Here is a 25,981-nt window from a genome sequence, read left to right as displayed (position 1 = left end):
TATTTTGTAAGACCCATCGCCCAAATCGTTTCAAAAAAGCCGGCAGCCACCCACTCCTGATAATACCGATGAATGCTGCTCGCGCAGCCGTACTTTCTGGGAACAGCCTTCCACTGGCATCCTGTGCGTAATACGTAAAAAATCCCTTCCAGCACTTTCCTTGGCGGTATCGGAGGACGGCCTTGTCCGGGTGCGTGTTTATACTTTTTCTGCGGGTCCCGCTTTTTTACTGGTATCTTATCCTTGATTTCTTCCCAAAACTCATCCGATATTGTCCATGACTGATAAGATTTCTTCTCTTTCATTCTTCTCTCACCAGTCCCTATTTTACACCTTGTTTTAATTTATGGATAGGCTCTAAGTGCACTATAAATACACAGAGCTAATCTTTTTTCAAACAGACTGGGCGGTTTTTCCTTCTGAATCCCAAGAAGTGTGCCTGTAAAACACAGCTAAAGTGACAGATCAGAGCAGTTCCCTGCTTTTGAAAATGGAAAGGCCCTTGATACCCATTTGCTTTTGGGGCATCATAATGACCAAACGCGAGGAAGGGGAACCTGTCATGGAAAAAGGTCAAAATCAATTTTTCACTTGGATTCTTGAACGTGCACGGGAAGGAAAAGAAGCCGAATTATCTGCTTTGCTGAAAGAAAACTTTGCGCAGCAGCAGGCGGGCGCCTTTGATGCCGATGCACTTGCCGAAAGCGGAAAAAGAATCCTTGAACTGATCAAGCCTGAGTATGTGGATGAGTTTAAAAAGGCGATGGAGCATTTCGGAAAAAGCATGTGATCTGTTTGAAACGCAGCAGGGCCGGGGTTTTATATAAAACCCCGGCCCTGTTTTTATTTTCCGCCCGCCCGAAGGATTCACCGGTAAGCAGCATTTTCATTATTTTCTGGGATATGCAGTTTTGATATCGCTGGCCCCGCTCAGATAATCCATACTGACATCGTAAAATCTTGCAAGCACCAGCATGCTGTCGAGGGGAATCCTCGTTTTTCCCAATTCGTAGTCCGAATATGTCTTTTGACCAATATTCAGAAGATTCGCTATATCTGTTTGCGTCAAGTCCTTATCTTCTCTTAAAGCGCGAATTCGATCAAGATACTTCATTATCATCACCCAGTTACAGCATATTATAGAGTTCATAACTCTATTGACTTTTAGTGTCATAAACTCTATAATATTTATGGGGTGAGATTACAGTGGACTATAAAAAAATGTATTTGACGATGTTTAGAGCATCTGAACAGGCGATCCGTATTCTGATGACGGCACAATGTGAATGTGAAGAGCAATTGATTTCTTCGCCGGAGGCAGAATTGGTTGTTGTTCCGTTGCCGACAGAAAAAAACAAGGGCACGGATCAGAAATGATTCCAATCCATGCCCTTTTTTCACCTGATCGTTGAGCCGCTTAATTTACGTTTACCAGATCGGTTTTCTCCTGTATTTTAACCTGCTTCACCGGCTGGGATTGTTTCTTTATTTTCTTTCTTCTCAGCCAAATATACACAACCATCAAAGCCAAATACAGCTTGGCGGATAAAAATGCGGTTGCCACCTGATAGCCCTGAGAAAGATTCGACACAGCCGTACCGTCCGCGGCCGTTTGGGTGTCCCACAGGGAGGAACCGAAGCCTGGCAGGATAGCAAAGCCCCATCCCAAATTGATCGCGATTCCAAAAACGCAGATCAATATCATTAACGGAACGCTTGTGTAAGTCTGCAGCTTTTTCCAGCCCTTGGGAGTGAGCCGTTTTCTCGCAAAGTGGAACGATGTGATCCATGGAATGAAAATCAGCACCAATAAAACAACGCCCAGTATTGCGTACGAAAAGACGAGGAACCCGTTCATTTCTTTCATATTCTCCCAGGCCCATTTCATGGTGGGGAGCCTCATTACCCCATGACCGATTAAAATGAGTCCCCCGATAATCGACATCTCTTTTCTGATGGTATAGAGCTGCCTTACAAATTCCCATTTCGGCAGTACCCCGATAAACATGACAATCAAAATAAACGCGATTCCGATCACGGTATCCAATGCGTAAGAATGCGGTAACCAAAGGATCGTCCACCAAACGGTTTCCCCTATCATTTCGTACAGATTCACGTTAAACAAATTTAAGATTCCGTATGTACAATACCATAAAAACAAAAGCCCGGGATAAATGTAAAAAATAAGACTGTGCTTTCGGATGGCGTTTTTAAAAATGAAGAGAAATACAATGGATAGAACCAGTCCCTTTATCAGGTCAGGGACCCCCAGCCATAAAACGTTATTCACGTAATCCAGTACGTACAAGTTTATCACCTTCCTTACCTTATCAGCAGTTGCCGGCAGAATGCCGTATCATGTTAGCTATAGCTAACATGATACGGCATTCTGCTTTGTTTGTCAATTAACATTCGGTATTTTGCTTGAGTTTTTCATTTACAAGTTGTTTGTTTTCACGAAAGAAAAAAGAAAAGAGCCTGAACGCGAATTGCGTCCAGACTCAGTCTGGTAAGAAGTCAGGTGAATATAGATACCCGGACAGATTCGCGTCATGCTCATACCATTCCGCTTCGCAGCTTTCTACAGCAGCGCAAAATGGGGGCTCTCAAAAACATGCTTCATTTGGCACAGGCAAAAAGGGTGTCCGGCGGGGTCGAACATCACTGTCCAACTGTCAGAAAATTGTTTCTCTGCGACTGTTGCCCCGCAGTGGATTGCATATTCAACCGATTTTTCCAAATCATTCACTGCAAAGTCGATATGCGCCATTTGCTGCTGAGCTTCCGGCTCTTCGGGCCATACAGGCGGCTGATACTCCGGGTTCCGCTGAAACGTTATACCGGGGTATGCTCCCTGATTTGTCCCCGGAGCACCCACGACTGCATATTCCTCATCATAGAACGGTATTTCCCATTTGAGCAGCGCCGCATAGAATTTTGCCAATTCATTCGGGTCCTTGCAGTCCAGTGTAAATGCGCTCATTTTGATTTTCAGCTCATCATCCATAACGTTAACCCTCCGATCATACAAATAATGAAAATCCTTTTTATCATTCTACCCTATAAAATAAAAGAAGTCCATTCTTTTCAGAATCGACTTCTTTATAGCCCGCCCGGGATTTCACAGCTCTGCACCGCTTGCCGTCCTGCGGCCCAGCGCCGCGACGCTCCTCGCTGAAAAAAGGTTTCTTACTCTTTATGTCTGATCGACCACAGAATAAACGCACCCATAGTGGCAACCGCAACGATAATGCCACATCCGGATATATGAGATCCTGCGCCCACTGCCTCTGCAAATAAACCTGCAATAACGGTTGCCAAAAACGCAATTATTTCAAACACAAAAGACACCTCCATTATCCTATTTACTTTCCACGATTGATCGATGAATACAAGTACCACCGTATCGATAAAACATCCTATTTCTTTGTGCATGAGTACAAAACAGATGCAGCTTTTAATCGAAAAGAAAAGCATTCAAATCGTATCGTTCAATAGAGTGACTATGATGTGAATGGCAAGTGATTTTGTAGTATCTAATTCTTCCGGCGTCTGTTTTCGCTGAATAGAATCATGGCACACCCGTTCCACTATGCCATAACAAATTCTCAATTTTTCAAGCAAATCCGTTTTTGAAAATCCCGCACCCACCAATAATATAGAAAGCTTTGATAATACAGAATTTTCAAAATCACTAAATAAAACAAATATCTCTTTTTCAAGCAGTGACAGAGCCAAGAACTCATTATGGGCTTCGACATTCATTGTATGTGATGAAATGGAAATATCCAAAAACTCTTTGATCACGTCAGGCATATTTTCTTTATTGACAGGGCCACACAGCAAGGGCTGAAACTGCTCTTCCAGTAAAGAAATATAGAACTTAACCACTTCTAAAAGGATGCCTTTTTTATCTTGAAAATAACTATATACAATCCCTGTAGAAACACTAGCCTCTTGCGCAATTTCCGCTGTATTGGTTTTATAGTAGCCTTTATCACTAAAAAGCTTGTAGCTCGCCCTTATAATACTCTGCTTCTTCTCTATGGACCTCTTTTGTTTTGGTTCCCTAATTTCCTGTTTTGCCATTTCGCCCCACCTATCTTTATTTCAAGACCATTATATGATAAAAGCGTGCCAAAATCAATAAACATGAAAAACATTTCACATTTCTTTGACAACACCGGTAGAAAGAGATATACTCTAAATATGAAATAAATTTCATGTTTAGAGAGGAGATACTATGAAACAGCCCAAAACCAGAATTACAATGAAGCATTACAAAATTTATCTTATATTCATGCTTGTTGCTTGTGGCGGCGCGTTTGTCTGGCAATTTTTTTTGCCCAATTTAAGCGGACAATTTACAAGTTGGGAAAACAGTATCGGTTGGCAGCGTGAAATCGCCTTATGGAACATCGGTATTATTGGGGCAATTATTGCGGCACTGATAAAAGAAAGTCTGGAATATATGAAAATACTAACTTTTCAATCAACGGTTCTCTGCTTGCTGTTGGGACTTAACCATCTGATCTCATTATTACAGAATTTTTCTCTTGCCTATATGATTCATATTCTGGGTATTTTCGAGGTTTTGCTGTTGGGCGGTATTTGGGGCAGCATTTTACTATTCAGATCAAACCAATCAACGAAATAAGACACAACCGTTTCTATTATTGCGGTTCGGCGTGTGTTCCAGCTTGTGAACTTGTATGCAAAAAAAGCAACATGTAGGTTCAAATCCTAACATGTTGTTTTTTTGTGCCCCACCCGAAAGAATTTCATGGCGGTTGCACCGCCTTCCGGCTTACAGCACAGCCGCTGCGCCGCTCCTCGCTAAAAATGTGCCACCGGCACGTTTTCTTCACGCTCAGACCCTTTCGGGCATTCATGCCGTTCGCGCCTGCGGCGGCAAGCCCGCTGGTTCGGCGCTCAAGGCAGCAATGTGCTTTCGCGCTAAGAATCGCTCAATCATAAAAAAAATCAGCCCAACCAGAAAGGCTAAACTGTGTTTTCTATGTGTCATCAGTACAAAACAGATGCAGGCACAGCTTTTCTCAATTTATATGAAAAGGCTTCAAGCTATGCGCCTAATCTGCTGACGGCAAATGTTTTTATCACAAGTTGTCAACATATTGTTTTGCTTCTACTAAATCCATTTTGGTTTGTTCACGAACTTTTTTAATGGCCTCTACTTCTTTCCCGTCTCGTTTTAGCTGAATTATCTGCTCTTTTAATTCATCAGAAATCCATTGAGAAGACAAAGCTTCATGACCTGTCAGTTTTGCTAATTGATTTAGCCGCTTTTCTTGATTTTTAATCTCTTTCTTTAAGGCTAAGATTTCGTTATATGCCAACAGTCCAGCAATCAATACCAATGCAATGGCTGAATATTCCACTCCCTTTTTCCTCCTTTATTATAAATAATCTGATTATGTAAATATAACATAGAAATTAGGCTAAAATTGTGTCATTAGCTCAAAATAGATGCAGTTTGAAACGTGGGCGTAAAACAAAACGCGCTTCACACATGGTGAGGAGCGCGTCTTGCGTGCAGGCTCAGCCTGCTGGCCCGCCCGGAGGGATTCGAACCCCCGGCCTTCAGAATCGGAATCTGCTGCGATATCCAGCTTCGCCACGGGCGGAAATATTACCATAGTAGTATAGCACAACCGCTCCGGTTATGCAATCCTTGTCCTTCGATTTTTTCACAACCCGAAAATTCCTTTCCGCGCGTGCGAACTGCCGGGCAAACCTTGGCATTGCGGCGCATACAATGAAACAAGCTATGGAAAGGAGAAGCCGCTATGCAATTCCCAAAATCCCCCCATTTTGCCCGGCGCGGAGGAACCCTGTATCAGGTGATCACCGGCCCTCCCGAAGAAAACAGATCCTTCTGCTGTCATCGGGAGCTGCGCGAAAAAGCCAGCCTGCTGGAGCAGGCGATGGACGACACCCTTTTGGTGATGGCCCGCATGGTCGAACAGAAAGACCCTTACACCGCGGGGCATCAGCTTCGGGTAAGCTGCCTGTCCACCGATATCGCGCTGGAAATGGGCTGGCCGCCCGAGCGGTGCGATCTGCTGCGCCGCGCCGCACTGATTCATGACATCGGCAAGATCGGCATCCCCGGCGATCTGCTCACAAAGCCTACCGTCCTCACCCCGCTGGAAATGGCGCTGATCCGCACCCACGCGGAAACCGGCTATCAGATGGTGAAAGACATTTCTTTTTTCACTCCGCTGGCAGAGATCATCCGGCAGCACCACGAGCGTATGGATGGCTCCGGCTATCCGCGCGGGCTGAAAGCAGACGAGATTCTGCCGGAGGCCCGTGTTCTGGCTGTGGCGGATGTGTTTGAAGCGATGACCTCGCACCGGCCCTACCGCCCCGCGCCCGGAACGGAGGCCGCTCTGGCGGAGCTTTCCCGCCGCTCGCTTTACGACGCCGCGCCCGCAGACGCTTTGACGATCCTGATCTGGGAAAAGGATTACCGGATTCCCACGGGGCGCATTGGCGATTGAAAAGCCCGATTCGGTACGCTATTATTATCTTCCAGCACAAGCCGAAGCAAAGCTTTCAAAGCCTGAAAAAGCATTGTCGGCTGATTGATTCCGGGAATGGATCATATTCTCATTAGCGCACTTGATTATTTATGGTATAATTGAAGCAGGGAGCAAAGTAATTTCCTGCTTTATGGTTCACAATAGAAAAGAAGAACATGTTTCCCCGAAAGGATTTCTTATGACAGATACGCCGCTCTACACCGCGCTTTTGGAACACAGGCAGAAAAACCGGGCCTCCTTTCATACGCCGGGGCATAAAAATGTGCCGGGTGCTTTGCCGCCGGACCTACTTTCGCTCGATTTCACCGAGCTGCCGGATACCGACAGCCTCTTTGAGGCCGAGGGGGCCATTCTTGCGGCGGAACAGCGGGCGACACGGCTGTTTGGAGCAAAACGCACGCTGTTTTCCGCGGGCGGCTGCACGCTCTGCCTGCAGGCGATGCTGTATCTGGCCGCGCCGCGCGGCGGTACGATTCTGTTTGACCGCGTACTGCACCGCAGCGTGGTTCATACCATGGCCCTGCTCAACATTACGCCGGTCTGGATTCTTCCCCGGCCCACCGCCGGGCGCGGCCTGCCCGGCCGGGTAGACAGCCGCGATGTCCTCTCAGCTTTGCGGGAGCACCCCGACGCGAAGGCCGTGTTTCTCACCAGCCCCGACTATTACGGCGTTCTGGTGGACATCCCCGCCATTTCCGCCATTTGCCGGGAAGCGGGAGTTCCCCTTTTGGTGGACAACGCCCACGGCACCCATCTGGCATTTTTAAAGAAGAATCTTCATCCGCTGTTCCTGGGCGCCTGTGCCACGGCCTGTTCCGCGCACAAAACGCTGCCGGTGCTGACCGGCGGGGCATGGCTCAATCTTGCGGAACCGTCCTTTGTGCCGGACGCCAAAAGAGCCATGGCGCTGTTTGGCTCCACAAGCCCGTCGTACCCCGTGATGGCGTCGCTCGATCTGGCGCGCGCCTGGCTCGAAGAAAGCGGCCGCGCCGCGTTCGCCGCGCTGGAGGATCGGGTCGCGGCGGTACGGGAGCTGGCAGCCCGGCAGGGCATTTCCGCACCGGAGGGCGACTGCGACCCGGTTCGGCTCACGCTGCGTACCGCCGAGGCGGGAATTCTTGGCACAGACGCCGCCGAGCTTCTGCGCGAACATGGCATAGAGCCCGAATACGCCGACGCGGCCCAGGTGGTGCTGATTGCCACACCGTTCAACAGCGAAAGCGATTTTCAGCGCCTCGAAACGGCGATTCGCGCCCTGCGGCCCGGCAAAGCAATTGCAGAGGCCGCACCCGCGCTGCCCGCGCTGCCGCCCATGCCGCTCACACCCCGGCAGGCGCTGCTTTCCCCGGCAGAAGAGCTCCCTCTCGCGGCTGCCGTCGGCAGAATCGCAGCGGAAACCGCCTGCCCATGCCCGCCCGGCGTGCCGGTAGTGATGCCCGGAGAAAAAATTACGGACGAAATTGCTGACTTTTTACGTGGGTATGGCATTTTTTCATTGAAAGTGGTAAAATAAATCAGATACCCTATTTTCGCTTTTTAAAACGTTCCGCAACCTGTATAGGAGGGATATATTATGAAACTGATCCTTGCCATTGTCAGCAGTGACGACAGTGCCACGGTACAGGCCGCATTGACGAAAAAGCACTTCCCCATCACAAAACTGGCAACGACCGGCGGTTTTTTAAAAGCCGGCAACACCACCTTCATCGTCGGTGTAGAGGACGATAAAGTAGAAGAGGTCATTTCCGAGATTGCCGCTCACAGCAGCCGCCGAACCCAGATCGTGCCCAGCGCTTCTGCCATGGATATGGGGCTTTACGCCTCCTTCCCCGTGGAGGTCACGGTCGGTGGATCGACTATTTTTGTAATGAATGTTGAGCGGTATGAAAAAGTATGATCTTTGAAGGATTTTTCGGTAACGATTCCCTGCGTCAGCAGCTTTCGCTTGCGCTGGAACAGGATCGCCTGCCTCACGCGGTGATTCTGGAGGGGCCGCCCGGCAGCGGCAAGCGTACTCTGGCGCAGATTCTGGCCAGAGCCTGCGTCTGCACCGCCCAGGGTGAGCGCCCCTGCGGTGTGTGCCCAGCCTGCATCAAGGCCAAAGCGGGGTCGCACCCCGACATTATTGTGGAAAGCGGCGGCACTGCCGCGCGGTCGTTCCACGTGGATGCCGTGCGCCGCGTTCGTTCCGACGCGTATATCAAGCCGAATGAGGCTTCCCGAAAAGTATACTGCCTGTTTGAGGCTCAAACCATGTCCGAACAGGCGCAGAATGCCCTGCTGAAAATTTTGGAAGAGCCCCCCGATGGGATTTTGTTTATTCTCACGTGCCCGTCTGCCTCCGCGCTGCTGCCCACCATCCGCTCCCGTTCGCTGATTTTGACACTGGAGCCCCGAGAGCAATCCGGAGATCACCCCGAGGCCGCGGCGCTGGCCGCGCAGATTCTGCGTGAGCTTCCTCTGCCGGATGAATCCGCGGTGCTGAAAACATGCGCGCCGCTGATCCAGAATCGCGAGCTGCTGCGCCAGGTGCTCGACCGCCTGACGGTGCTGTTCCGCGATGCCGCCGTGCTGCGCGCCGGCGGAACCTCGCTTACCCGCGATCCTTCTGCGCAGGAGCTGGCCCGCCAGCTGACCCGTGACCGCCTTTTGGCGCTGACGGAGCTCAGCATCCAGACCCGCCGCCGCATGGATCAAAACGCGAACAATACCCTCCTTGTCACGGTTTTTTGTGCGCAGCTGCGTGCCGTGGCAGGATATTAAACAATAAAGGAGAGAGCTATGGCCGAAGTAATTGGCGTACGATTTAAAAACGTGGGCAAAGTATATTACTTTGACCCCGATGGAAATAATTTAAAAAAAGGCGACATGGTCATTGTTGAAACCTCCCGCGGTGTGGAATGCGGAGAGGTCGCCATGGAAAACCGCCAGGTAGACGATGAAAGCATTGTGCAGCCGCTCAAAAAGCTGATCCGCATTGCGAATCAGGAGGACCTCAAGAAGCTTGCGGAAAATCAGATCCGCGAAAAGAGCGCCTTCGAGATCTGCAACAAAAAGATTGCCGCCCACAAGCTCGAAATGAAGCTGGTGGACGTGGAATACACCTTCGACAACAGCAAGATTCTGTTTTACTTTACCGCCGACGGCCGTGTGGACTTCCGCGAGCTGGTCAAGGATTTGGCCTCCGTGTTCCGCACACGCATCGAGCTGCGCCAGATCGGCGTGCGCGACGAGGCGAAAATGCTCGGCGGCCTTGGCATCTGCGGACGGCCGTTCTGCTGCTCCACCTTTTTGGGCAGCTTCCAGCCGGTCTCCATCAAGATGGCCAAGGAGCAGAACCTTTCGCTCAACCCTGTCAAAATCTCCGGCACGTGCGGCCGCCTGATGTGCTGCCTGAAATACGAGCAGGAGGCTTACCTCGATTTGCTGCGTACGACCCCGAAGCTGAACGCGATTGTGATGACGCCCGAGGGCCGCGGCACCGTGGTGGATCAGAATCTTTTGACCGGCGTACTGCAGATTCGGCTCGACAAAGCGCCGGATGCTGCGCCCTCTACTTACAAAGTGAAGGACGTGAGGCTCATCAAAGACGCCCAGCTCCGCGTAAACAAGGCGGAACTCGATCAGCTAAAAGAGCTGGAAAAGGATTGAGATTCCATTCACAAATTCAGAAAAACCAGTTGCAATTCTGCCATTGTGTGTTAGAATAAGGGTGTAATACTTATTCTGGAGGTGCTTAACAATGGCATATGTTATTAACAGTGATTGCATTTCCTGCGGTGCTTGCGCAGGTGAGTGTCCCGTGAGCGCCATCTCTGATGGTGCTGACAAGTACGTAATTGATCCCGAGCTTTGCACAGAGTGCGGTGCTTGCGCTTCCGTGTGTCCCGTAGGAGCCCCGAATCCCGAGGCTTAAGGCTCAATGAAAGTGATTTAAGGCGGAGCGATCGTTGCTCCGCCTTAAATTTTGGACAAGTATTCGGGCGCGGCTCCCGCTGCCCGCCGCTTGCTTTCAAATAAAGTTTTCTTCTCCCATAAAATGATCTGCCGGAGGTAACCCATGCAGCCTGAACTGGAGCCACTCTCCCCCAGTATCTCCGTGTTCGTCTCACAGACGCACCGATTTAATACCGATACGATCTTGCTGGCGCATTTCGCGGCCCCCAAGCGGGGCGAGAAGTGCGCCGATTTCGGCACCGGCTGCGGCGCCATTCCGCTGATCTGGCTGGCGCGGTACGAGCCTGCCCAAATCTGCGGGGTAGAAATCCAGCCCGACGCCTGCGAGCTGGTACGGCAGTCTGCCGAGCACTGCGGCGTAGCAGACCGCCTGCGGGTTCTGAACCTCGACCTGCGGCAGCTTGATCAAACAAAGCCGCGCGACCCATGGCTGGAAAACTGCGACCTGATTTCGTGCAACCCGCCGTACAAGGCGCAGGGAACGGGCATCGAAAACCCCGAACAGGGCAAGCGCATGGCCCGGCATGAGGAAACCTGCACCATGGAGGACGTGGCGCGCGCCGCCGCATCCTGCCTGCGCTACGGGGGCCGCCTGTGCCTGTGTCAGCGGCCGGAGCGCCTGACGGATATTCTCACGACCCTGTGCGCGAACGGCCTGGAGCCGAAGCGCCTGCGGTTCGTACAGGCCCGCGAGGGCAAAGCGCCGAAGCTCTTTTTGCTTCAGGCCCGCAAAAACGGGCAGCCCGGCGGCCTTTTGGTGGAGCCGCCGCTGATCCTGCACAACGAAGACGGAACCTTCACCCGGGAAATGCTGGAGATTTACGGTAACTACAAGGAGGGGCACTGATGACCGGAAAACTGTATGTGGTGGGCACGCCCATCGGGAATTTATCGGATTTTTCGCCCCGCGCGGCGCAGACGCTGGCCGAGGCGGATTTTATCGCCGCGGAGGATACCCGCGTGACCGTAAAGCTACTCAATCATCTGGGCATTAAAAAGCCGATGGTGAGCTATTTTGAGCACAACAAGCTCGAGCGCGGCGGGGTCATCACCCGCAGGATACTGGCGGGCGAAACGTGTGCTCTGGTTTCCGATGCGGGAATGCCCGCGATTTCGGACCCCGGCGAGCTGCTGGTAGCCCAGTGTGCCGAGCTGGGGATCCAGACGCTCGTGGTGCCCGGCCCCAGCGCGGTGATTTCGGCGCTGGCCATTTCGGGCCTGCCTACGGGCCGCTTTACGTTCGAGGGCTTTTTGAGCGTCAATAAGCGTGCCCGGCGCGAACACCTGCAGCAGGTGGCCGCTGAAACCCGCACCATGGTGTTCTACGAAGCGCCGCACAAGCTCTCTGCCACCCTTGCCGACATGCTGGCCGCCTGGGGCGACCGCCGCATCGCGCTCGTGCGCGAGTTGACGAAAATTCACGAAGAGGTCATCCGCACCACCCTCTCCGAAGCGGCGCGCCGGTATTCCGAAGAGAGCCCCAAGGGGGAATTCGTGCTGGTGATCGAAGGCGCTCCCGTCCCTGTGGAGGAACCGCTCACGCTGGAGGAAGCCATAGAGCTTGCGCGCACTTTTTTAGAGGAAGGCGCCTCTGTTTCAGAGTCTGCCAAACGTGCCGCAAAGGAAAGCGGACACTCCAAAGCGGAGATTTATAAAAAAATTTGCGAATAATTCTCGATTTTTTGCCTTATCCCCTTGTAATTTTGACATTATTTAGTATAATAAAAGAAAGCGATCACATCCTATTCCCAAATGCCGGTGAAACGGCGTTTCGTTCCGTCGCGCAAAAGCGGCCGGAACAGGGTGGCATCCCTTACTGATTTTTTACAAGGAGGACGAACCGTATGGAACTGAAAGGAAGCAAAACCGAAGCAAATCTGCTGACCGCATTTGCAGGGGAATCCCAGGCCAGAAACAAGTACACATTCTACGCTTCTCAGGCGAAAAAAGAAGGCTACGAGCAGATCGCAGCTATTTTTGAGGAAACCGCCGGCAACGAGAAGGAACACGCCAAGCTGTGGTTTAAATATCTGCATGGCGGCGAGATCGGCTGCACAAAGGATAACCTGCTGGATGCTGCGCAGGGCGAAAACTACGAATGGACAGAGATGTACAAAGAGTTCGCCGAGACCGCTGAGCAGGAAGGCTTTAAAGAGATTGCCACTGCGATGAAGCTGGTAGGCACTGTGGAGAAGACCCACGAAGAGCGCTACCGCAAGCTGCTGAAGAACATCCAGGAAGATATTGTTTTCCAGAGCGGCGAGCAGACCGTTTGGGTATGCCGCAACTGCGGATACATTCATATTGGCGACAAGGCCCCCAAGATCTGTCCTGCCTGCAAACATCCCCAGGCTTTCTTCGAGCGCAAAGCTGAAAACTATTAAGCGGTTCCTTTTTCAAAGGGACAGCGTTATAGCAGGGCCGTACCCGGCCCATAAAAAGCAGCGAACAGCAAAGTCTGGTTCTCTGCAAGAAGATGCTTCAGAGCCGCCGCGGAACGTTATTGTTCCGCGGTTTTTCTGTTGTTCGATGCCCCAAGCGTTCTATTCCAGCACGCGGCAGGCAGGCACATTCCAATACAAAAAGCGCCGGATTTCTAAAAATCCGGCGCTGTCTTTTATCATGTGATATTTTTTCTCATATCAACAATTCAGCTTGCAATCAATCCCAGAAAATGCTACAATTTACTGGTAAGGTACAATTAAGTGCAAAGCGGGGACGAGGTGCAGGAACACCTCATCCCCTGCATACGGAGAAGTAGCCTCCATACACAACGGATATACCGCGCGTTGCTTACACATTATAACTCATTTCCGCTTTCTTGTACAGAGGGGGGCGGATCCCGAAAATGGGTCCCGTTCTGCGGGTTGTGTACTGCACTTGTGATATTAGGCGCTGTGTTATGGATGTATCCCCCCGCTGGGGGAATCCGTAACAGGCGCTTTTTTGCTGCCTTACAGACAGGGCAAAGCGGGCCGGGTTCCTTAAAAAATTTGAATCTCAACCATCATGATTCCCAATGATTGATCTGCATGCTTTTCAAAACCGCGGGCCTCCCCCGGCACCGTGGTCCCGGCTCCGCCGCGCCGTTGTCTGTAAGAACAAAACTGCCGCACGAATCGCCCCTGTGCGGCTGACCGGCCCTTGGCCGAAAGCGTCGTCCCTCCCCGAGGGACGGCGCTTCTTTTGCAGGCTGAGCCTGCACGCACGTCACGGGACAGCTCGAAGAGAACCTCCCGCTTCGCACTCCATTCGTCGCGCGTGCGCTGGTTGTTCTCACGCGGAAACAACCTTCTATTTATAAATATTTTTTGTCTTTATAAATTCCCCGTATGAATTCTTCTAACGCAGGCCTGCCCCTCGTGCCGGGGCGGGTTGATTGCCTGTTCCATATGAACTTTTTACCCGAGGGTGAAGAACAAATTTTTAGCGGGTACCCCCCGCATGGGATTTCCGCTTGCGCGGGCCTGCCCCTCATGCCGGCGCGGGCACTACCTTTCGTGAAAGGACGAAAGGTAGCAAAGGCCTTCCAAAGGACACCTTTGGAATCCGTTCGGGGAACAAGTTCCGGAATGCAACGCCGAAAGCTACTGAAAAGGCGCTCCAATGAAAATGCCCACTCTCCTAGCAACAGAAAATCAAAAGCTTAGCGCTTCGTCCGTCGGCGGGCATTTTCAGAGCGCTCTCGTTAGCTCGCAGTTCTGGGGAATGCGGCTTCGCCGCATTTTTTTGTTGGCTTGAGAGCACTTTCCGTACCAGTTGCAGACGTGAAAGCTTTCCTTACGCACTCGCTTCACGCGCAGGCCGTGCCTGTGCGTGGAACAGAACCAGAGCGGGAGCCTCTCCCAGTTTCCAAAGGCAGAGCCTTTGGTCGTTGAGAGGGGGTTCCAAGGGGGAGAGAATCGAAACTCTCCCCTTTGGCGAGCCTTTGCTTACTTTCGCCTCGCTGCGAAAGTAAGTGCCCGCCCCGGCATGAGGGGCAAACCCTGCGCCAGCAGAAACCCACGCGGGGGCACCCGCAAAAATAAATCCTCTCTCTCAAAACAAACCGTAAAAACGAATCTTCCACACCAGCAAAAAACTGCGGTGAAACCTCACAAAGAAAAACCCACTCTTTCAGGCCAACACCGATAAAAAAAGAAAAGCCCCGCTCCAATCCAAGAGCAGGGCTGAAAAAATCACTTATACATTAAAGCGGAACAGCACCACGTCGCCGTCCTTCATCACATACTCCTTGCCTTCGGAACGGACAAGGCCCTTTTCTTTCGCGGCCGCCATCGTGCCGCAGGCCATCAGATCGTCGTAGGCAACAACCTCCGCGCGGATAAAGCCGCGCTCAAAATCGGTGTGGATTTTACCGGCAGCCTGGGGAGCCTTCGTCCCCTCTTTGATCGTCCAGGCGCGCACCTCCTGCGGGCCCGCGGTCAGGTACGAAATTAGGCCGAGCAGAGTGTAGCACTCGCGGATCAGACGGTCAAGACCGGATTCCGAAAGGCCCATGTCCTCCAGGAACATCTGCTTTTCCTCCGGCTCCATGCCGGAAATTTCGGCTTCCACCTCCGCACAGATCGGCAGAACGCCTGCATTCTCCTGCCTGGCCAGCTTCTCGATCACAGCAAAATACGGATTATTCTCCACGCCGCCCTTAAAATCGGCGTCGCTCATGTTGGCCGCGTAAATGACCAGCTTGTTCGTCAGCAAAGACACCGTAGCCAAAAGCTCCGCTTCTTCCTCGGTGCATTCCACGCTGCGTGCGGTATGGCCCGCGTCCAGCTCGGCGCGCACGCGCTCAAAGAACTCGCATTCCGTCTGGTATTTCTTGTCCGCCTTGAGCATCTTGCGGGTTTTGTCCAGCCGGCGGTCGAGCACCTCCATGTCAGAGAGGATCAGCTCCAGATTGATCGTCTCCACGTCGCGCGCGGGGTCTACGCTGCCGTCGACATGAATGATATCGTCGTCCTCAAAGCAGCGGACAACGTGAACGATCGCGTCCACCTCGCGGATATTCGCCAAAAACTGGTTGCCCAGGCCCTCCCCCTTAGAGGCGCCGCGCACCAGACCCGCAATATCGACAAACTCGATCGTGGCGGGGGTGTATTTTTCGGGGTGGTACATCTCGGCCAGCTTGTCCAGACGCTTGTCCGGCACGGCCACCACACCGACGTTCGGTTCTATAGTGCAAAAAGGATAGTTGGCGGACTGCGCCCCGGCGTTGGTAATGGCATTGAACAGCGTGCTCTTTCCAACGTTAGGCAGCCCGACGATTCCCAGCTTCATTTCACTCATCAACCTCTTTCTCTCGCATAAAACATTTAACTCTTATTATATTCTTTTTCCGCGATACGCGCAAGGCTCTTTCAGCCAATCAGCCCCAGCCGCTCCAGCAGCCACGCAAAAGCGTAGATCACCGGCTGATGCGCAATGTAAATCACCAGCGCCCAGCGGCCCATCTGCGAAAAGAACGGAACACGGCTGCGGTACATCCATTTCGGGGCCAATCCCGCGGCCACCGGCCTGCCCACCATGGTTCCCGCAAGAAACACAAAGCCCCAGGGCAAAAGCGGAAAATAATCCGACGATGAGAACGAGGAATCATAAAAGCCCAGCGGGAACAGCCACTTCACATGGTAAATCGCCTCCGGCAGAGGAATCACCGAAACCGGGCCGAACCCCAAATAACCCGACGGGATGGGCCGTGTGAAGAAATAAAGAACAAAGCACAGCAGAACCAGCAGCCACGAAAAGGGGATTTTTTTCTGATATTGTCCCAAAAGGCCGTACAGGATCATGCACACTGCCAGAAAATGCAGAATGCCGAACCAGATGGCATACTGGGGCGTGACGAGGACGGTGACAAGCGTAACCACAAGCGCGACCGCAAACAGCCGCAATCCCCGCCGCAGATTCGATCGCGAAAGCAGAGAAGAGATTCCCGAAATAAAAATAAACAGCGCCGCAAAAAATGGCTCCGCCGGGGTAAAAAAGCGGAATAGCACCATCATCCATGAAATCTGGTACAGAAAGGCAAAGGTGTAAAACGCGTGGTAAAAGACCATGCAGAACACGGCAAAACCGCGCAGCTCGTCCATCAGGTGAAGCCGGGGGCGCGTAGCTGCCGCCGGGGACTGTGTGCTTTCGTTCAAGTTGATTCCTCCCGCCGAATCCCAAAAGTGGTTGTCAATATACAAAATCTGCCGGATTTTTGCGGGAACATAAGCAAAATTACCGCTTCAAACCAGAGCCGTACCGTGTTATACTAGACTCAGGCAGATTTGCCCTGAATTGTCCGGTGCGTCAGTCCGCGCCGGTATCCAAAGATATCATTTTATTTTATTATATCGAAGGAAAGGAAGAATTACAATGAATGAACTGAAAATTGGACAGACGATTTCCCAGGATTATACCGTTACCTCCGCCGATCTGGCCTCCAAACTCGGCAGCGGCAGCGTAGACGTGCTTGCCACGCCCCGGCTGGTTGCGCTGATGGAAGGCGTTTGCGCCCGGATGCTGAACACCTATCTGCCGGAGGGGATCACCTCGGTAGGTTCCGAAGTGCATATCAAGCATCTGGCGCCCACGGTTGAGGGTGTTACCATCCACCTGACGGCAAAGCTGATCGAAAGCGACGGCCGCAAATTCACCTTTGAGGTAGAGGCATCTGACAATGTGGGCCTGATTTCTACCTGCACGCATGAGCGCGCCAGCATCAAGCGTGAGAATTATCTGAAAAGAGTAGCGGAACGCGCCAAGCAATAAACCTCTGACGAAAGGAACTCCCGATGAAACCTGTTTACCCCATCGTTTTATTTGATCTGGACGGCACCCTGACCGAATCCGGCCCGGGCATCCTGAGCTGTGTAAAGGAAACCATGCAGCGCCTGGGGGTGCCAGAGCCGCCGCCGGAGATTCTGCGCACCTTTATTGGCCCGCCGCTGTTTCAAAGCTTTTCGCAGACCTGCGGCCTGCCGGACGACGTGAGCGACCGGGCGGTGAAGCTGTACCGCAGCCTTTACGAAACCGATGGCCTTTACAAAAACTCGGTGTACCCGCATACCTTCGAGCTGCTTTCCGCTCTGCGGGGCGCGGGAGCAAAGCTCTGCATCGCCACCTCGAAGCCCCTGCCGCAGGCAAACCGCGTGGCAGAAATCTTTAAGCTGGCCCCGCTGGTAGATTTTGTCGCGGGCCCCGCCGGCAGCGAGGAGCGCGCCAGCTCAAAGGCAGAGCTGATCACCTCGTGCGTGGAGCGGTTCTCGGCCAAACCGCAGAACGCGGTGATGATCGGCGACACGAAGTTCGACGCCGAAGGCGCACGCCTGGCAGGCACGGATTTTATCGGGATGCTGCACGGCTACGGCACCCGCGAAGAGATGCAGGAGCAATTTTCCGGCGCGCGGTTCGCCGCGGATTTTATAGAGCTGGAACGCTTGCTCTTGACAAACTGAGCGGATACGGATATAGTGATATTGGAACTGAATACGGGGCGCTGCGTATACGCGGCTGAGATGAGGCGGATTGACGCCTATGTCCCTTTGACCTGATCTGGATAATGCCAGCGTAGGAAACTTTTGCAGCACAGCAAGACGCATTGTGGTATTACCCGCAATGCGTCTTTTTGCGTGCGGCATGTTTTTCAGGAAAGATCGCAGTTCACACTTTCGGTTTCCGCTACCGGAACAGCGGACGCGCCTGAAACGATCCTCCTTCACTGTTTTGATGGAAGATCCGGTATCAATCGGCGCGAGGAAGGATCTTTTATGAAAAAAAACAACACCATCATTCTGGTGGAATGTGCGCTGATGATCGCGCTCTCCACTGTTCTGAGCATGATCAAGGTATTCGAGCTGCCGCAGGGCGGTTCGATCACCCTGGCCAGCATGGCGCCCCTGGTACTGGTTTCTTACCGCCACGGGGTCAAATGGGGCCTCGGCACCGCTTTTGTTCACAGCCTGCTGCAGATGCTGCTGCAGTTCAACGCCCCGCCCGCAAAAACGCTTACCGCGTTCGCTTTGGTGGTACTGCTCGACTATGTGCTGGCCTTTACCGTGCTGGGCAGCGCGGCGTTCTGGGGCAAGCCGATCCGCAACCGTTCGGCCAGCATCGCATTCGGCGCGGCGATCGCCGTATTCCTGCGCTTTCTGTGCAGCTTTGCCTCCGGCATCCTGATCTGGGGCGAGTATGCGCCCGAGGGAACGCCTGTGTGGCTGTATTCTCTGATTTATAACGGAAGCTATATGCTGCCCGAACTCGTGATCACCTCTGTCGTCACCATCGCGCTGGTCAAGGTGCTCGACCGCACCGGAAACCGCTCCGCTCACGCGGCATAAGCGCTCTTACCAAAGGCCGGAGGGCTTGTTTGGAGAAGTCGCCAAAGTTGGGACAGACCTGTCAACAAATGCGGGGGCTTGTCATAAAATACATTAGGTGAGCCGAACGCCTTCTTCCATTTCATGTTCCTCCTATTTCAAATATAGTTCACCGTACAGAGGCAAAAAGGGGAAAACCGCAGTGCGGTTTTCCCTTCGTTTTTTGATACATATCAGCCGCCGAAACCTGTGTAAGGCAAGGCACATATCGCTTTCCCGGCAAGCCTGAGTTACAGGCCCAGCTCCTCGGGCTGCACCATGCCGGTCTGAATCGCACGGTCGCGCAGGAAAATATACAGCTCTGCAAGCGTTGCGTAATAATACGGCATAATCAGAGCCAAACCCAATGTAACCACAATATTCGTTAAGAATATGGGCGCAGAAGCCATCTCCAGAACGATCGACACAGCGATCGGGATTAAAAACCAGCCGATAAAGGAAAGGGACAGCACAAGGATCGCACCCTTTTCCCCATCGGTCATCAGGCGGCTGATCTGCCGTACCCGCCGGCCCGAAAGCCGGGGATTGTCAGACAGCAGAAACGGAACCATGATGTACTGCAGCGCCTTGTAAATGCCGGGGATAATCAGCAGCAGTGTCCACAGGCCGATGAACAGGTTGGTCACAAAGCTGGTGAGCACCACGTTGCCATACCCGTTCCGAAAGCCCAAAAACACATCGGAAAACTGCCCCGCGTCAAACCGGTTGCGTACAAAAAAGCCGTACACTCCCACAATCAGCGGAAAAAGAATAAAGATATTCAGCAGCAAGAAACCCAGATTATACCCCATGAACACGCCGGGCGCAACCTCAGGCACACCATTCTCCAGTCCGGAGATCCACTTATCGTTGACCTCACCGTAACCGGTAATCCATTCTATCAGCGAGGGTGCGATCATAATCACGGCAGAAACCAGGAATGCCATCCAATACTTTCCGCCCCGGATTGCCGCTTTCGCATTGCTCTTCACAATCTCTCTGCTCCACATTTTCTAGTAAGACCCCTTTCACTCTTTTCTGTATCATACGATACAGCCCTTGGCCACTATGCCTAAACGCGGCCACAGTGCCTATCATAAATTTTCCATTGAAAGGCAGGGCCAGCCTGTCAGCCCTTGCGCGCCCGGCGCTCTGCCATGCTTGAATTTTATGCTTCTGCCATTCGGCGGCGCCTAACACCGCCACAGCTTCCTTCCTTAAGATAGCAATCTTCTGTTTCCCTGGCGGCCAACCGCCGCTCTTTCATGGTATGATTCTTCTGCCCAAATTGCAACAATAAGGGATCAGGCGATCGGTGTTGTCCGACTCTGCCTGATCCCTTGTTACCGATACTGTACTGCGTTATTAATTAGATTGTTCTGCCCGGATTAATCGGCGTATTTGTCCTCTTCGCTCCAGGAATACATCTTGCGCAGCTCTTTACCAACGGATTCCAGCTGATGCTCGGACTCAATGCGGCGCATCGCGCCAAAGTGCGCACGGCCATTCTTATTCTCCGCGATCCATTTGCCAGCAAAGGTGCCGTCCTGAATCTCAGAAAGGATCTGTTTCATTTCTTTCTTCGTGTCGTCCGTAATCAGGCGCTTGCCGGATTCGTAATCGCCGAACTCCGCGGTATCAGAAATGGAGTATCTCATCAGCTCAAAACCGCCCTTGTAGATCAGATCGACGATCAGCTTCATCTCGTGAATGCACTCAAAGTATGCGTTTTCAGGAGCATAGCCCGCTTCTACCAGCGTTTCAAAGCCGGCCTTCATCAGAGCGCAGACGCCGCCGCACAGAACCACCTGCTCGCCGAACAGGTCTGTTTCAGTTTCCACACGGAAGGTGGTCTCCATCACAGCCGCACGCGCGCCGCCGATGCCCGCACCGTAAGCCAATGCTACATCAAGCGCATGGCCGGTGTAATCCTGCTCAACCGCTACGAGGCAGGGAACACCCTTGCCCTCCTGGAATTCGCTGCGAACGGTGTGTCCGGGGCCCTTCGGGGCGATCATGAACACATCCACAAACTTGGGGGGCTTGATCTGACCAAAATGAATGTTGAAGCCATGGGCAAACGCAATGGCCTTGCCATCGGTCAGGTTCGGCTCAATGTCCTTCTTGTACATCTCTGCCTGACGCTCATCGGGGATCAGAATCATGATAATGTCAGCAGCCTTGGTAGCCTCCGGTACGGTTAGAACCTTCAGGCCCGCCTTCTTTGCGCGCTCTGCGCTCTTGCTGCCCTCATAAAGGCCTACTACAACATCGACTCCACTGTCATGCAGGTTCAAAGCATGGGCATGGCCCTGGCTGCCATAGCCAATAATCGCTACGGTTTTCCCCTTGAGTACGTTGATATCGCAATCGGCTTCATAATAAATCTTCGGCATAACATGTTCCTCCTTCAGCAGGTATAAAATTTATAAGACAGAGTTCAAGTTTCGTTTGCCAAGTCCGCTCAAACGCTCTGTTTTCTGGTTACCTGGGGCCCCTGCTCCAGTGCGACTGTGCCCGTGCGGGCGATTTCCTTAATACCGTAGGGCTTCAGCAGCGTCAGCATGGTTTCTATTTTTTCAGCGGTATCCGCAAACTGAATCGTCAGCGAAGTAAGGGATACATCCACCACGCGCGCGTGGAACAGCTCCGCAATCTGAATGATTTCGGGGCGGTACTGCGGCGTGCAGCTCACTTTAATCAGCGCCAGCTCGCAGCTGATGAACGGGCCGGTGTCGTCGAGGCGCTTGACCTTAATGACGGGGATCAGCTTGTTGAGCTGCTTTTCCACCTGTTCCATCACATATTCGTCGCCGTTGACGACGATCGTCATGCGGGAAATGGCGGGGTCCTCCGTCACGCCCACGGCCAGGCTGTCAATGTTGAACGCGCGGCGGGAAAACAGGCCTGAAACCTTAGACAGAACGCCGGGCTGGTTCTCTACCAGAACTGAGAGAGTATATTTCATTTCGGCTCCCTCCCTTTCAAATCGACGGCAAGGTCGGATCAACCTTGCAGACAAGCAGATACGGCTTATTGGATGCCAGCATTTTCCTGGCCAGCTCTTCCGCCTCGGGATTGTTCTCCGCCTGAGCGGATTCGATTCCGTAGGCCCTGGCCAGCGCCACGAAATCGGGGTTACCGTGCAGCTCGGTGGCCATATGCCTTCCCCCGTACTGCTTATCCTGAATCTCGCGCACCATGCCAAGGTGCTCGTTGACCATAACGATGATCTTGACGCCAACGCCGCTCTGCATGATCGTGCCGAGCTCGCACATCGACATCTGGAACGAGCCGTCACCGCAAACCGCCACAACCTGACGGCGGGGCTTTGCCAGCTTTGCGCCGATAGCCGCCGGGATCGAATACCCCATGGTGCCGAGGCCGCCGGACGTTAAAAAGCGCCCTTCCTTTACATTGAAGTTGTTGACGGACCAGATTTGGTTCTGGCCAACATCCGCAACCAGAATCGCGTCGTCTTTCATCATCGAAGAGAGCATGCGCATGAATGAGCGCGGCTCCACATAATCCTGAGAAGGCTCCCCATGCGGTACATCCGCCTGCCGCAGCTCCTGAACCCGGTTCAGCCACTCCTGCGGCGCCGCGTTGCTCACCTTATCTGCCAGGCTGTTCAGCACAAGGCGGATATCTCCAACGATCGGGATATGCGCGGTAATATTCTTGCCGATCTCCGCGGGATCCACATCAATGTGGATGATCTGCGACTTGCTGCCCAGCATTTCGGGGGCGATAATCGCGCGGTCGCCCACTCTGGCGCCGCAGAGAATGACCACATCGGCAGAGAGCAGCGCCTGATTGGCGCTTTTCTTGCCGTGCGAGCCGACCATTCCCAGGTAAGAATCGCTGTCCAGCGGAACCACGCCGATGCCCATCATGGTAGAAACCACAGGGATTCCCGTTTTCTCCACCAGGCCCATCAGCTCTTTTCTGGCGCCCGCCAGCACCACGCCGCCGCCGCAGCAAATCAGCGGCCTCTGCGCTCCGGCAAGCGCCTCGACAGCGCGCTTGATCTGCAGGGCATGTCCCTGCGTGCGGGGCTTATATCCGATAATATCCGCGTGCTGCGGGTATTTGAACTCTTTGATCTGGTTTTGCTGCACGTCTACCGGCACATCGATCAACACCGGGCCCGGGCGGCCTGTGGAAGCAATATGGAACGCCTCCTTAAACACGCGCGGCAGATCGGCAGTGTCCTTTACCAAATAGCTGTGCTTCGTGAACGGCTCGCAGGCGCCGGTAATATCGGCCTCCTGAAACACATCACGGCCGAGCAGCTCGGAACGAACCTGCCCGGTGATGGCGATCAGAGGCACCGAATCCATATAGGCGGTCGCGATGCCCGTAATCAGGTTCGTCGCACCGGGGCCGGAGGTAGCGATACACACCCCGGGCTTTCCGCTCGAACGCGCATAGCCGCTTGCCGCATGACCGGCGTTTTGCTCCTGCCGAACCAGAACGTGCTGGATGGAGGACTGTGATAGCTGATCATAAAAAGGACAGATCGCCGCGCCCGGATAGCCGAACGTTAGGACGACCCCTTCCTGCTCCAGGCATTTCACCATGATTTCCGCTCCGCTGATCATCGTACTCCACCTTCCCACTTGTAATATTGATTTGATACGGATTCTCGATAAAACCAAGAATCGCGATTGTTCTGCGAAATGCCGCTTCAAAAAAAGATAAAATTATCCGGCTCTTTTCCATCCGCCTTCGGAGCGAAAAGAAGCCGCCATCTTAAAAGAGCATTCACTTTGAATTACTTTTTATTATAGTATGATACTTTAAATCAGTCAACTGAAAAAGCGGTGTGCCGCCTCCCAAAGGAACACGGCGCACCGCCTTACTTTTGTGCAATTTTGCTTATGCTGCCGCAAGCGCAAAGCGCTGCTGCGGTCTCTTGATCCATATGGCGGTAAACAGCCGCTTGCGGTTTATTTTACCAGAGATTTCAATGTTTCAATCTGAGCGGGAGTCAAATCGAGAATATCGCTGTTCTCCATGCCGGTGGAAACATCCTCAATCAGGATCATCTTGGTGTCCTTCTGGGTCACGGTGTTGTGCCACAGGGACTGAGGGATATTGTAAACCTTGAACGGCTCCATTTCCAGCGCTTCCATCTTCAGCTCGCCATCAGTCTCTTCTGCACTGATCAGGGTGCAGCGGCCGCTGAGCAGCACAAACAACTCGTCGGTCTTGTTGTGGCGCTCCAGGCAATCGAGGCCGGTAATGTCGTTTGCGGGCTTCCAGTTCTTAATGCCGACAGTCCACTTCTCATTCTCGTAGACTCTCTGCATTCCTTCGCCGTTCATCTCAAAGCTTTGAATTTTCATGGTTTTGTCTCCCTCTTATTTCAGCAGTACCTTGGCTTTTGCCACAATATTCTCCGGGGTCAGGCCGTAAATGCGGAACAGGTCTGCCGGCTTGCCGGACTTACCGAACTTATCCATTACGCCCACGCGATCGAACTTCGCGCTGGATTTGCCCGCCAGAGCTTCCGCAACAGCAGAGCCGAGGCCGCCGATGATGGAATGCTCTTCCACAGAAACCATGGCGCCGCACTTCTCAGCCATCTTGAGGATCGTTTCATCATCAAAGGGTTTGATGGTGTGAACGTTCACAACCGCAGCACTGATGCCGTCAGCCGCCAGCAGTTCGGCAGCCTTCAGCGCCTCGGGAACCATCAGGCCGGTGGCAACCAGGCATACGTCGGTGCCGTCCTTCATGATGTTGGCCTTGCCGGGGATGAAGGGAGTATCTTCTTCGGTAATCACGTCGCACACAGGGCGCGCCACGCGGATATAAACAGGGCCGTTGATCTCTGCCGCAGCAAAGACAGCCTTCTTGGTTTCAATCGGATCACAGGGAACAAAAATGGTCATGTTCGGAACAACGCGCATCAGCGCCAGGTCCTCAATGGACTGGTGGCTGCCACCGTCCTCACCGACACACAGGCCGGAATGAGAGAGGCCGAATTTCACGTTGGCGTTTACATACGCAACTCCATTGCGAATCTGTTCGTATGCGCGTCCGGTGCCGAACAGCGCAAAGGTGCTGGCAAAGGGGATCAGACCGGAATGTGCAAAGCCCGCTGCCGCACAGACGAGGTTTGCCTCCGCAATACCGAAGTTGAAAAAGCGGTCCGGGTATGCATCCATGAACATGCTGCTCATGGTAGCGTGGGCCAGGTCGGCGTCCATCGCGACTACCTTATCGTTCTTCGCGCCAAGCTCTACCAGAGCCTCGCCGTATGCTACTCTTAAAGATTTTTTCTCAGCCATCGATCTCTACCCCCAGTTCCTTCATTGCCGCCGCGAAATCATCCTTAGACATCGGCTTGCCGTGCCATCCGTGGTTATCCTCCATAAAGGAAATCCCATGGCCCTTGTGGGTATGGCAGCAAATAAACTTGGGCTTGCCGACGACCGGCTTCTTGATCGCTTCAGTAATCGCGTCGATATCGTGTCCGTCCACTTCCAGGCATTCAAAACCGAATGCGCGGAACTTTTCAATCGGGTCGCCAACGCTCATGACCTGATCGTTGCTGCCGTCAATCTGAAGATGGTTAAAGTCGAGAAGTACCGTGAAGTTGTCGAGCTTGTAATGAGCCGCGGACATCGCCGCCTCCCATACCAGGCCCTCCTGCATTTCGCCGTCACCGATCAGGGCGTAAACCTTGTAATCTGCCTTCTTGTATTTTGCCGCAATCGCCATACCGCCGGCAATTGAAATTCCCTGGCCCAAAGAGCCGGTGTTACAGTCAACGCCCGGGGTTTTGGTCATATCGGGGTGCCCCTGCAGGTGAGAATCCGCCTGACGCAGATGCTGGAGATCTTCCTTCGGGAAGAAACCCTTGTCCGCCAGAACCGCGTACAGAGTGGGGCAGGCATGACCCTTGCTCATTACGAAACGGTCGCGGTCTTCCATGTGCGGGTTTTTGGGGTCGTACTTCATTACATTTTCGTACAACGCCAACAGGATCTCTACGCACGACAGGGATCCGCCGGGATGGCCCGACTGGCAGGCATAGAGCGATTTTAAAATATCGGCTCTAATCTGCTTGGCTTTTGCGTTCAGTTCGCTGTTCATTTCGATTAC

Annotated in this window: 32 protein-coding genes, 1 tRNA gene and 1 riboswitch; of the genes, 16 read left to right on the top strand and 17 right to left on the bottom strand. The window is 52.9% G+C overall.

The window, feature by feature from the left end:
* Positions 1-305, bottom strand: a 305-nt coding sequence (locus HMPREF1141_RS00230) for a transposase (protein WP_009059682.1), incomplete at its 3' end; no start/stop codon positions are given.
* 257 nt (positions 306-562) lie between these two features.
* On the opposite strand from HMPREF1141_RS00230, the gene HMPREF1141_RS00225 reads away from it, so the two are divergent.
* Positions 563-790 (top strand): hypothetical protein, encoded by a 228-nt coding sequence (locus tag HMPREF1141_RS00225; RefSeq protein WP_009059686.1) that lies wholly within the window; start codon positions 563-565, stop codon positions 788-790.
* A 99-nt stretch (positions 791-889) separates the two neighbouring features.
* Here the strand turns inward: HMPREF1141_RS00225 and HMPREF1141_RS00220 are convergent, their stop codons facing one another.
* Positions 890-1,114 (bottom strand): helix-turn-helix transcriptional regulator, encoded by a 225-nt coding sequence (locus HMPREF1141_RS00220; protein WP_035316310.1) that lies wholly within the window; start codon positions 1,112-1,114, stop codon positions 890-892.
* Positions 1,115-1,206: 92 nt separating this feature from the next.
* On the opposite strand from HMPREF1141_RS00220, the gene HMPREF1141_RS17235 reads away from it, so the two are divergent.
* Positions 1,207-1,377: a hypothetical protein gene (locus tag HMPREF1141_RS17235; protein WP_009059667.1), complete on the top strand. Its 171-nt coding sequence runs from the start codon at positions 1,207-1,209 to the stop codon at positions 1,375-1,377.
* Between the two features lie 40 nt (positions 1,378-1,417).
* Here the strand turns inward: HMPREF1141_RS17235 and HMPREF1141_RS00215 are convergent, their stop codons facing one another.
* The 4 genes from HMPREF1141_RS00215 to HMPREF1141_RS00200 form a co-directional block, all read right to left on the bottom strand.
* Complete coding sequence (locus HMPREF1141_RS00215; RefSeq protein WP_155863425.1) at positions 1,418-2,125, bottom strand: hypothetical protein; 708 nt, start codon at positions 2,123-2,125, stop codon at positions 1,418-1,420.
* A 456-nt stretch (positions 2,126-2,581) separates the two neighbouring features.
* Positions 2,582-3,007 carry a VOC family protein gene (locus HMPREF1141_RS00210; protein ID WP_009059662.1) on the bottom strand — a complete coding sequence of 142 codons (426 nt, stop codon included), beginning with the start codon at positions 3,005-3,007 and terminating at the stop codon, positions 2,582-2,584.
* A 182-nt stretch (positions 3,008-3,189) separates the two neighbouring features.
* Positions 3,190-3,342: a hypothetical protein gene (locus tag HMPREF1141_RS17230; protein ID WP_009059708.1), complete on the bottom strand. Its 153-nt coding sequence runs from the start codon at positions 3,340-3,342 to the stop codon at positions 3,190-3,192.
* 135 nt (positions 3,343-3,477) lie between these two features.
* A complete protein-coding gene (locus HMPREF1141_RS00200) occupies positions 3,478-4,089 on the bottom strand; it encodes a TetR/AcrR family transcriptional regulator (protein ID WP_009059702.1) in 612 nt (203 codons plus the stop codon).
* 154 nt (positions 4,090-4,243) lie between these two features.
* Between HMPREF1141_RS00200 and HMPREF1141_RS00195 the strand changes: the two genes are divergently transcribed.
* Together HMPREF1141_RS00195 and HMPREF1141_RS17225 are read left to right on the top strand one after the other, a co-directional pair.
* Entirely contained in the window at positions 4,244-4,657 is a 414-nt protein-coding gene (locus tag HMPREF1141_RS00195; protein WP_009059709.1) for a hypothetical protein, read from the top strand.
* A 55-nt stretch (positions 4,658-4,712) separates the two neighbouring features.
* Positions 4,713-5,102 (top strand): hypothetical protein, encoded by a 390-nt coding sequence (locus HMPREF1141_RS17225; RefSeq protein ID WP_155863424.1) that lies wholly within the window; start codon positions 4,713-4,715, stop codon positions 5,100-5,102.
* Between the two features lie 15 nt (positions 5,103-5,117).
* On the opposite strand, the gene HMPREF1141_RS00190 is transcribed toward HMPREF1141_RS17225, so the two are convergent.
* Positions 5,118-5,399, bottom strand: a complete 282-nt coding sequence (locus tag HMPREF1141_RS00190; protein WP_009059704.1) for a hypothetical protein — start codon at positions 5,397-5,399, stop codon at positions 5,118-5,120.
* 169 nt (positions 5,400-5,568) lie between these two features.
* Positions 5,569-5,645: transfer RNA gene (locus HMPREF1141_RS00185), tRNA-Arg, on the bottom strand.
* 162 nt (positions 5,646-5,807) lie between these two features.
* On the opposite strand from HMPREF1141_RS00185, the gene HMPREF1141_RS00180 reads away from it, so the two are divergent.
* The 9 genes from HMPREF1141_RS00180 to rbr all read left to right on the top strand — a co-directional run bounded on the left by HMPREF1141_RS00180 (position 5,808) and on the right by rbr (position 12,907).
* Complete coding sequence (locus HMPREF1141_RS00180; RefSeq protein ID WP_009059726.1) at positions 5,808-6,524, top strand: HD-GYP domain-containing protein; 717 nt, start codon at positions 5,808-5,810, stop codon at positions 6,522-6,524.
* Positions 6,525-6,744: 220 nt separating this feature from the next.
* Positions 6,745-8,079 (top strand): amino acid decarboxylase, encoded by a 1,335-nt coding sequence (locus tag HMPREF1141_RS00175; RefSeq protein WP_035316313.1) that lies wholly within the window; start codon positions 6,745-6,747, stop codon positions 8,077-8,079.
* A 60-nt stretch (positions 8,080-8,139) separates the two neighbouring features.
* The gene (locus HMPREF1141_RS00170; RefSeq protein WP_009059687.1) at positions 8,140-8,463 is read left to right on the top strand and encodes a cyclic-di-AMP receptor; all 324 of its coding nucleotides are present in this window, start codon (positions 8,140-8,142) and stop codon (positions 8,461-8,463) included.
* The gene (locus tag HMPREF1141_RS00165; RefSeq protein WP_009059673.1) at positions 8,460-9,329 is read left to right on the top strand and encodes a DNA polymerase III subunit; all 870 of its coding nucleotides are present in this window, start codon (positions 8,460-8,462) and stop codon (positions 9,327-9,329) included. Before HMPREF1141_RS00170 ends, HMPREF1141_RS00165 begins: the two co-directional genes overlap by 4 nt.
* 18 nt (positions 9,330-9,347) lie before the next feature.
* On the top strand, positions 9,348-10,217 hold the full coding sequence (locus tag HMPREF1141_RS00160; RefSeq protein WP_009059694.1) for a stage 0 sporulation family protein: 870 nt from the start codon (positions 9,348-9,350) through the stop codon (positions 10,215-10,217).
* A gap of 91 nt (positions 10,218-10,308) precedes the next feature.
* On the top strand, positions 10,309-10,482 hold the full coding sequence (locus HMPREF1141_RS16965; RefSeq protein WP_074432630.1) for a 4Fe-4S binding protein: 174 nt from the start codon (positions 10,309-10,311) through the stop codon (positions 10,480-10,482).
* 144 nt (positions 10,483-10,626) lie between these two features.
* A complete protein-coding gene (locus HMPREF1141_RS00155) occupies positions 10,627-11,370 on the top strand; it encodes a tRNA1(Val) (adenine(37)-N6)-methyltransferase (protein WP_009059659.1) in 744 nt (247 codons plus the stop codon).
* Positions 11,370-12,194, top strand: coding sequence for a 16S rRNA (cytidine(1402)-2'-O)-methyltransferase (rsmI, locus tag HMPREF1141_RS00150; RefSeq protein WP_009059698.1), 825 nt, complete (start codon positions 11,370-11,372; stop codon positions 12,192-12,194). The genes HMPREF1141_RS00155 and rsmI overlap by 1 nt, the downstream gene beginning before the upstream one ends.
* Positions 12,195-12,367: 173 nt before the next feature.
* Positions 12,368-12,907, top strand: coding sequence for a rubrerythrin (gene rbr, locus HMPREF1141_RS00145; RefSeq protein WP_009059691.1), 540 nt, complete (start codon positions 12,368-12,370; stop codon positions 12,905-12,907).
* A 1,798-nt stretch (positions 12,908-14,705) separates the two neighbouring features.
* Here rbr and ychF read toward each other — a convergent pair.
* Together ychF and HMPREF1141_RS00130 are read right to left on the bottom strand one after the other, a co-directional pair.
* Positions 14,706-15,800, bottom strand: a complete 1,095-nt coding sequence (ychF, locus tag HMPREF1141_RS00135; RefSeq protein ID WP_035316307.1) for a redox-regulated ATPase YchF — start codon at positions 15,798-15,800, stop codon at positions 14,706-14,708.
* Positions 15,801-15,880: 80 nt separating this feature from the next.
* Positions 15,881-16,666, bottom strand: a complete 786-nt coding sequence (locus tag HMPREF1141_RS00130; RefSeq protein WP_009059688.1) for a heparan-alpha-glucosaminide N-acetyltransferase domain-containing protein — start codon at positions 16,664-16,666, stop codon at positions 15,881-15,883.
* Between the two features lie 217 nt (positions 16,667-16,883).
* Here HMPREF1141_RS00130 and HMPREF1141_RS00125 point away from each other — a divergent pair, with 217 nt between their 5' ends.
* From HMPREF1141_RS00125 to thiT, 3 genes are all read left to right on the top strand, one after another.
* A complete protein-coding gene (locus tag HMPREF1141_RS00125; protein ID WP_009059719.1) occupies positions 16,884-17,279 on the top strand; it encodes a thioesterase family protein in 396 nt (131 codons plus the stop codon).
* A gap of 23 nt (positions 17,280-17,302) precedes the next feature.
* Positions 17,303-17,965: an HAD hydrolase-like protein gene (locus HMPREF1141_RS00120; protein ID WP_009059707.1), complete on the top strand. Its 663-nt coding sequence runs from the start codon at positions 17,303-17,305 to the stop codon at positions 17,963-17,965.
* 24 nt (positions 17,966-17,989) lie between these two features.
* Positions 17,990-18,101, top strand: a riboswitch (TPP riboswitch).
* Positions 18,102-18,277: 176 nt separating this feature from the next.
* Complete coding sequence (gene thiT / locus HMPREF1141_RS00115; protein ID WP_035316306.1) at positions 18,278-18,847, top strand: energy-coupled thiamine transporter ThiT; 570 nt, start codon at positions 18,278-18,280, stop codon at positions 18,845-18,847.
* Between the two features lie 269 nt (positions 18,848-19,116).
* On the opposite strand, the gene HMPREF1141_RS00110 is transcribed toward thiT, so the two are convergent.
* The 7 genes from HMPREF1141_RS00110 to HMPREF1141_RS00080 all read right to left on the bottom strand — a co-directional run bounded on the left by HMPREF1141_RS00110 (position 19,117) and on the right by HMPREF1141_RS00080 (position 25,972).
* A complete protein-coding gene (locus HMPREF1141_RS00110) occupies positions 19,117-19,875 on the bottom strand; it encodes a DUF975 family protein (RefSeq protein WP_009059710.1) in 759 nt (252 codons plus the stop codon).
* Positions 19,876-20,253: 378 nt separating this feature from the next.
* Complete coding sequence (ilvC, locus tag HMPREF1141_RS00105; RefSeq protein ID WP_009059723.1) at positions 20,254-21,261, bottom strand: ketol-acid reductoisomerase; 1,008 nt, start codon at positions 21,259-21,261, stop codon at positions 20,254-20,256.
* Positions 21,262-21,329: 68 nt separating this feature from the next.
* A complete protein-coding gene (ilvN, locus tag HMPREF1141_RS00100) occupies positions 21,330-21,833 on the bottom strand; it encodes an acetolactate synthase small subunit (protein WP_009059655.1) in 504 nt (167 codons plus the stop codon).
* 16 nt (positions 21,834-21,849) lie between these two features.
* On the bottom strand, positions 21,850-23,469 hold the full coding sequence (ilvB, locus tag HMPREF1141_RS00095; RefSeq protein WP_009059713.1) for a biosynthetic-type acetolactate synthase large subunit: 1,620 nt from the start codon (positions 23,467-23,469) through the stop codon (positions 21,850-21,852).
* Positions 23,470-23,817: 348 nt separating this feature from the next.
* The gene (locus tag HMPREF1141_RS00090; protein ID WP_009059706.1) at positions 23,818-24,216 is read right to left on the bottom strand and encodes a cupin; all 399 of its coding nucleotides are present in this window, start codon (positions 24,214-24,216) and stop codon (positions 23,818-23,820) included.
* A gap of 15 nt (positions 24,217-24,231) precedes the next feature.
* Positions 24,232-25,164 carry a transketolase C-terminal domain-containing protein gene (locus tag HMPREF1141_RS00085; RefSeq protein WP_009059657.1) on the bottom strand — a complete coding sequence of 311 codons (933 nt, stop codon included), beginning with the start codon at positions 25,162-25,164 and terminating at the stop codon, positions 24,232-24,234.
* Entirely contained in the window at positions 25,157-25,972 is an 816-nt protein-coding gene (locus HMPREF1141_RS00080; protein ID WP_009059685.1) for a transketolase, read from the bottom strand. The genes HMPREF1141_RS00085 and HMPREF1141_RS00080 overlap by 8 nt, the downstream gene beginning before the upstream one ends.
* Between the last annotated feature and the right edge of the window lie 9 nt (positions 25,973-25,981).

Origin of the sequence: Clostridium sp. MSTE9, assembly GCF_000277625.1 — a bacterium.
In the GTDB taxonomy this organism is placed as follows: domain Bacteria; phylum Bacillota; class Clostridia; order Oscillospirales; family Acutalibacteraceae; genus Faecalispora; species Faecalispora jeddahensis.
The sequence above is the reverse complement of the archived record's forward strand: the minus strand, read 5'-3'. Positions and strand labels throughout refer to the sequence as shown.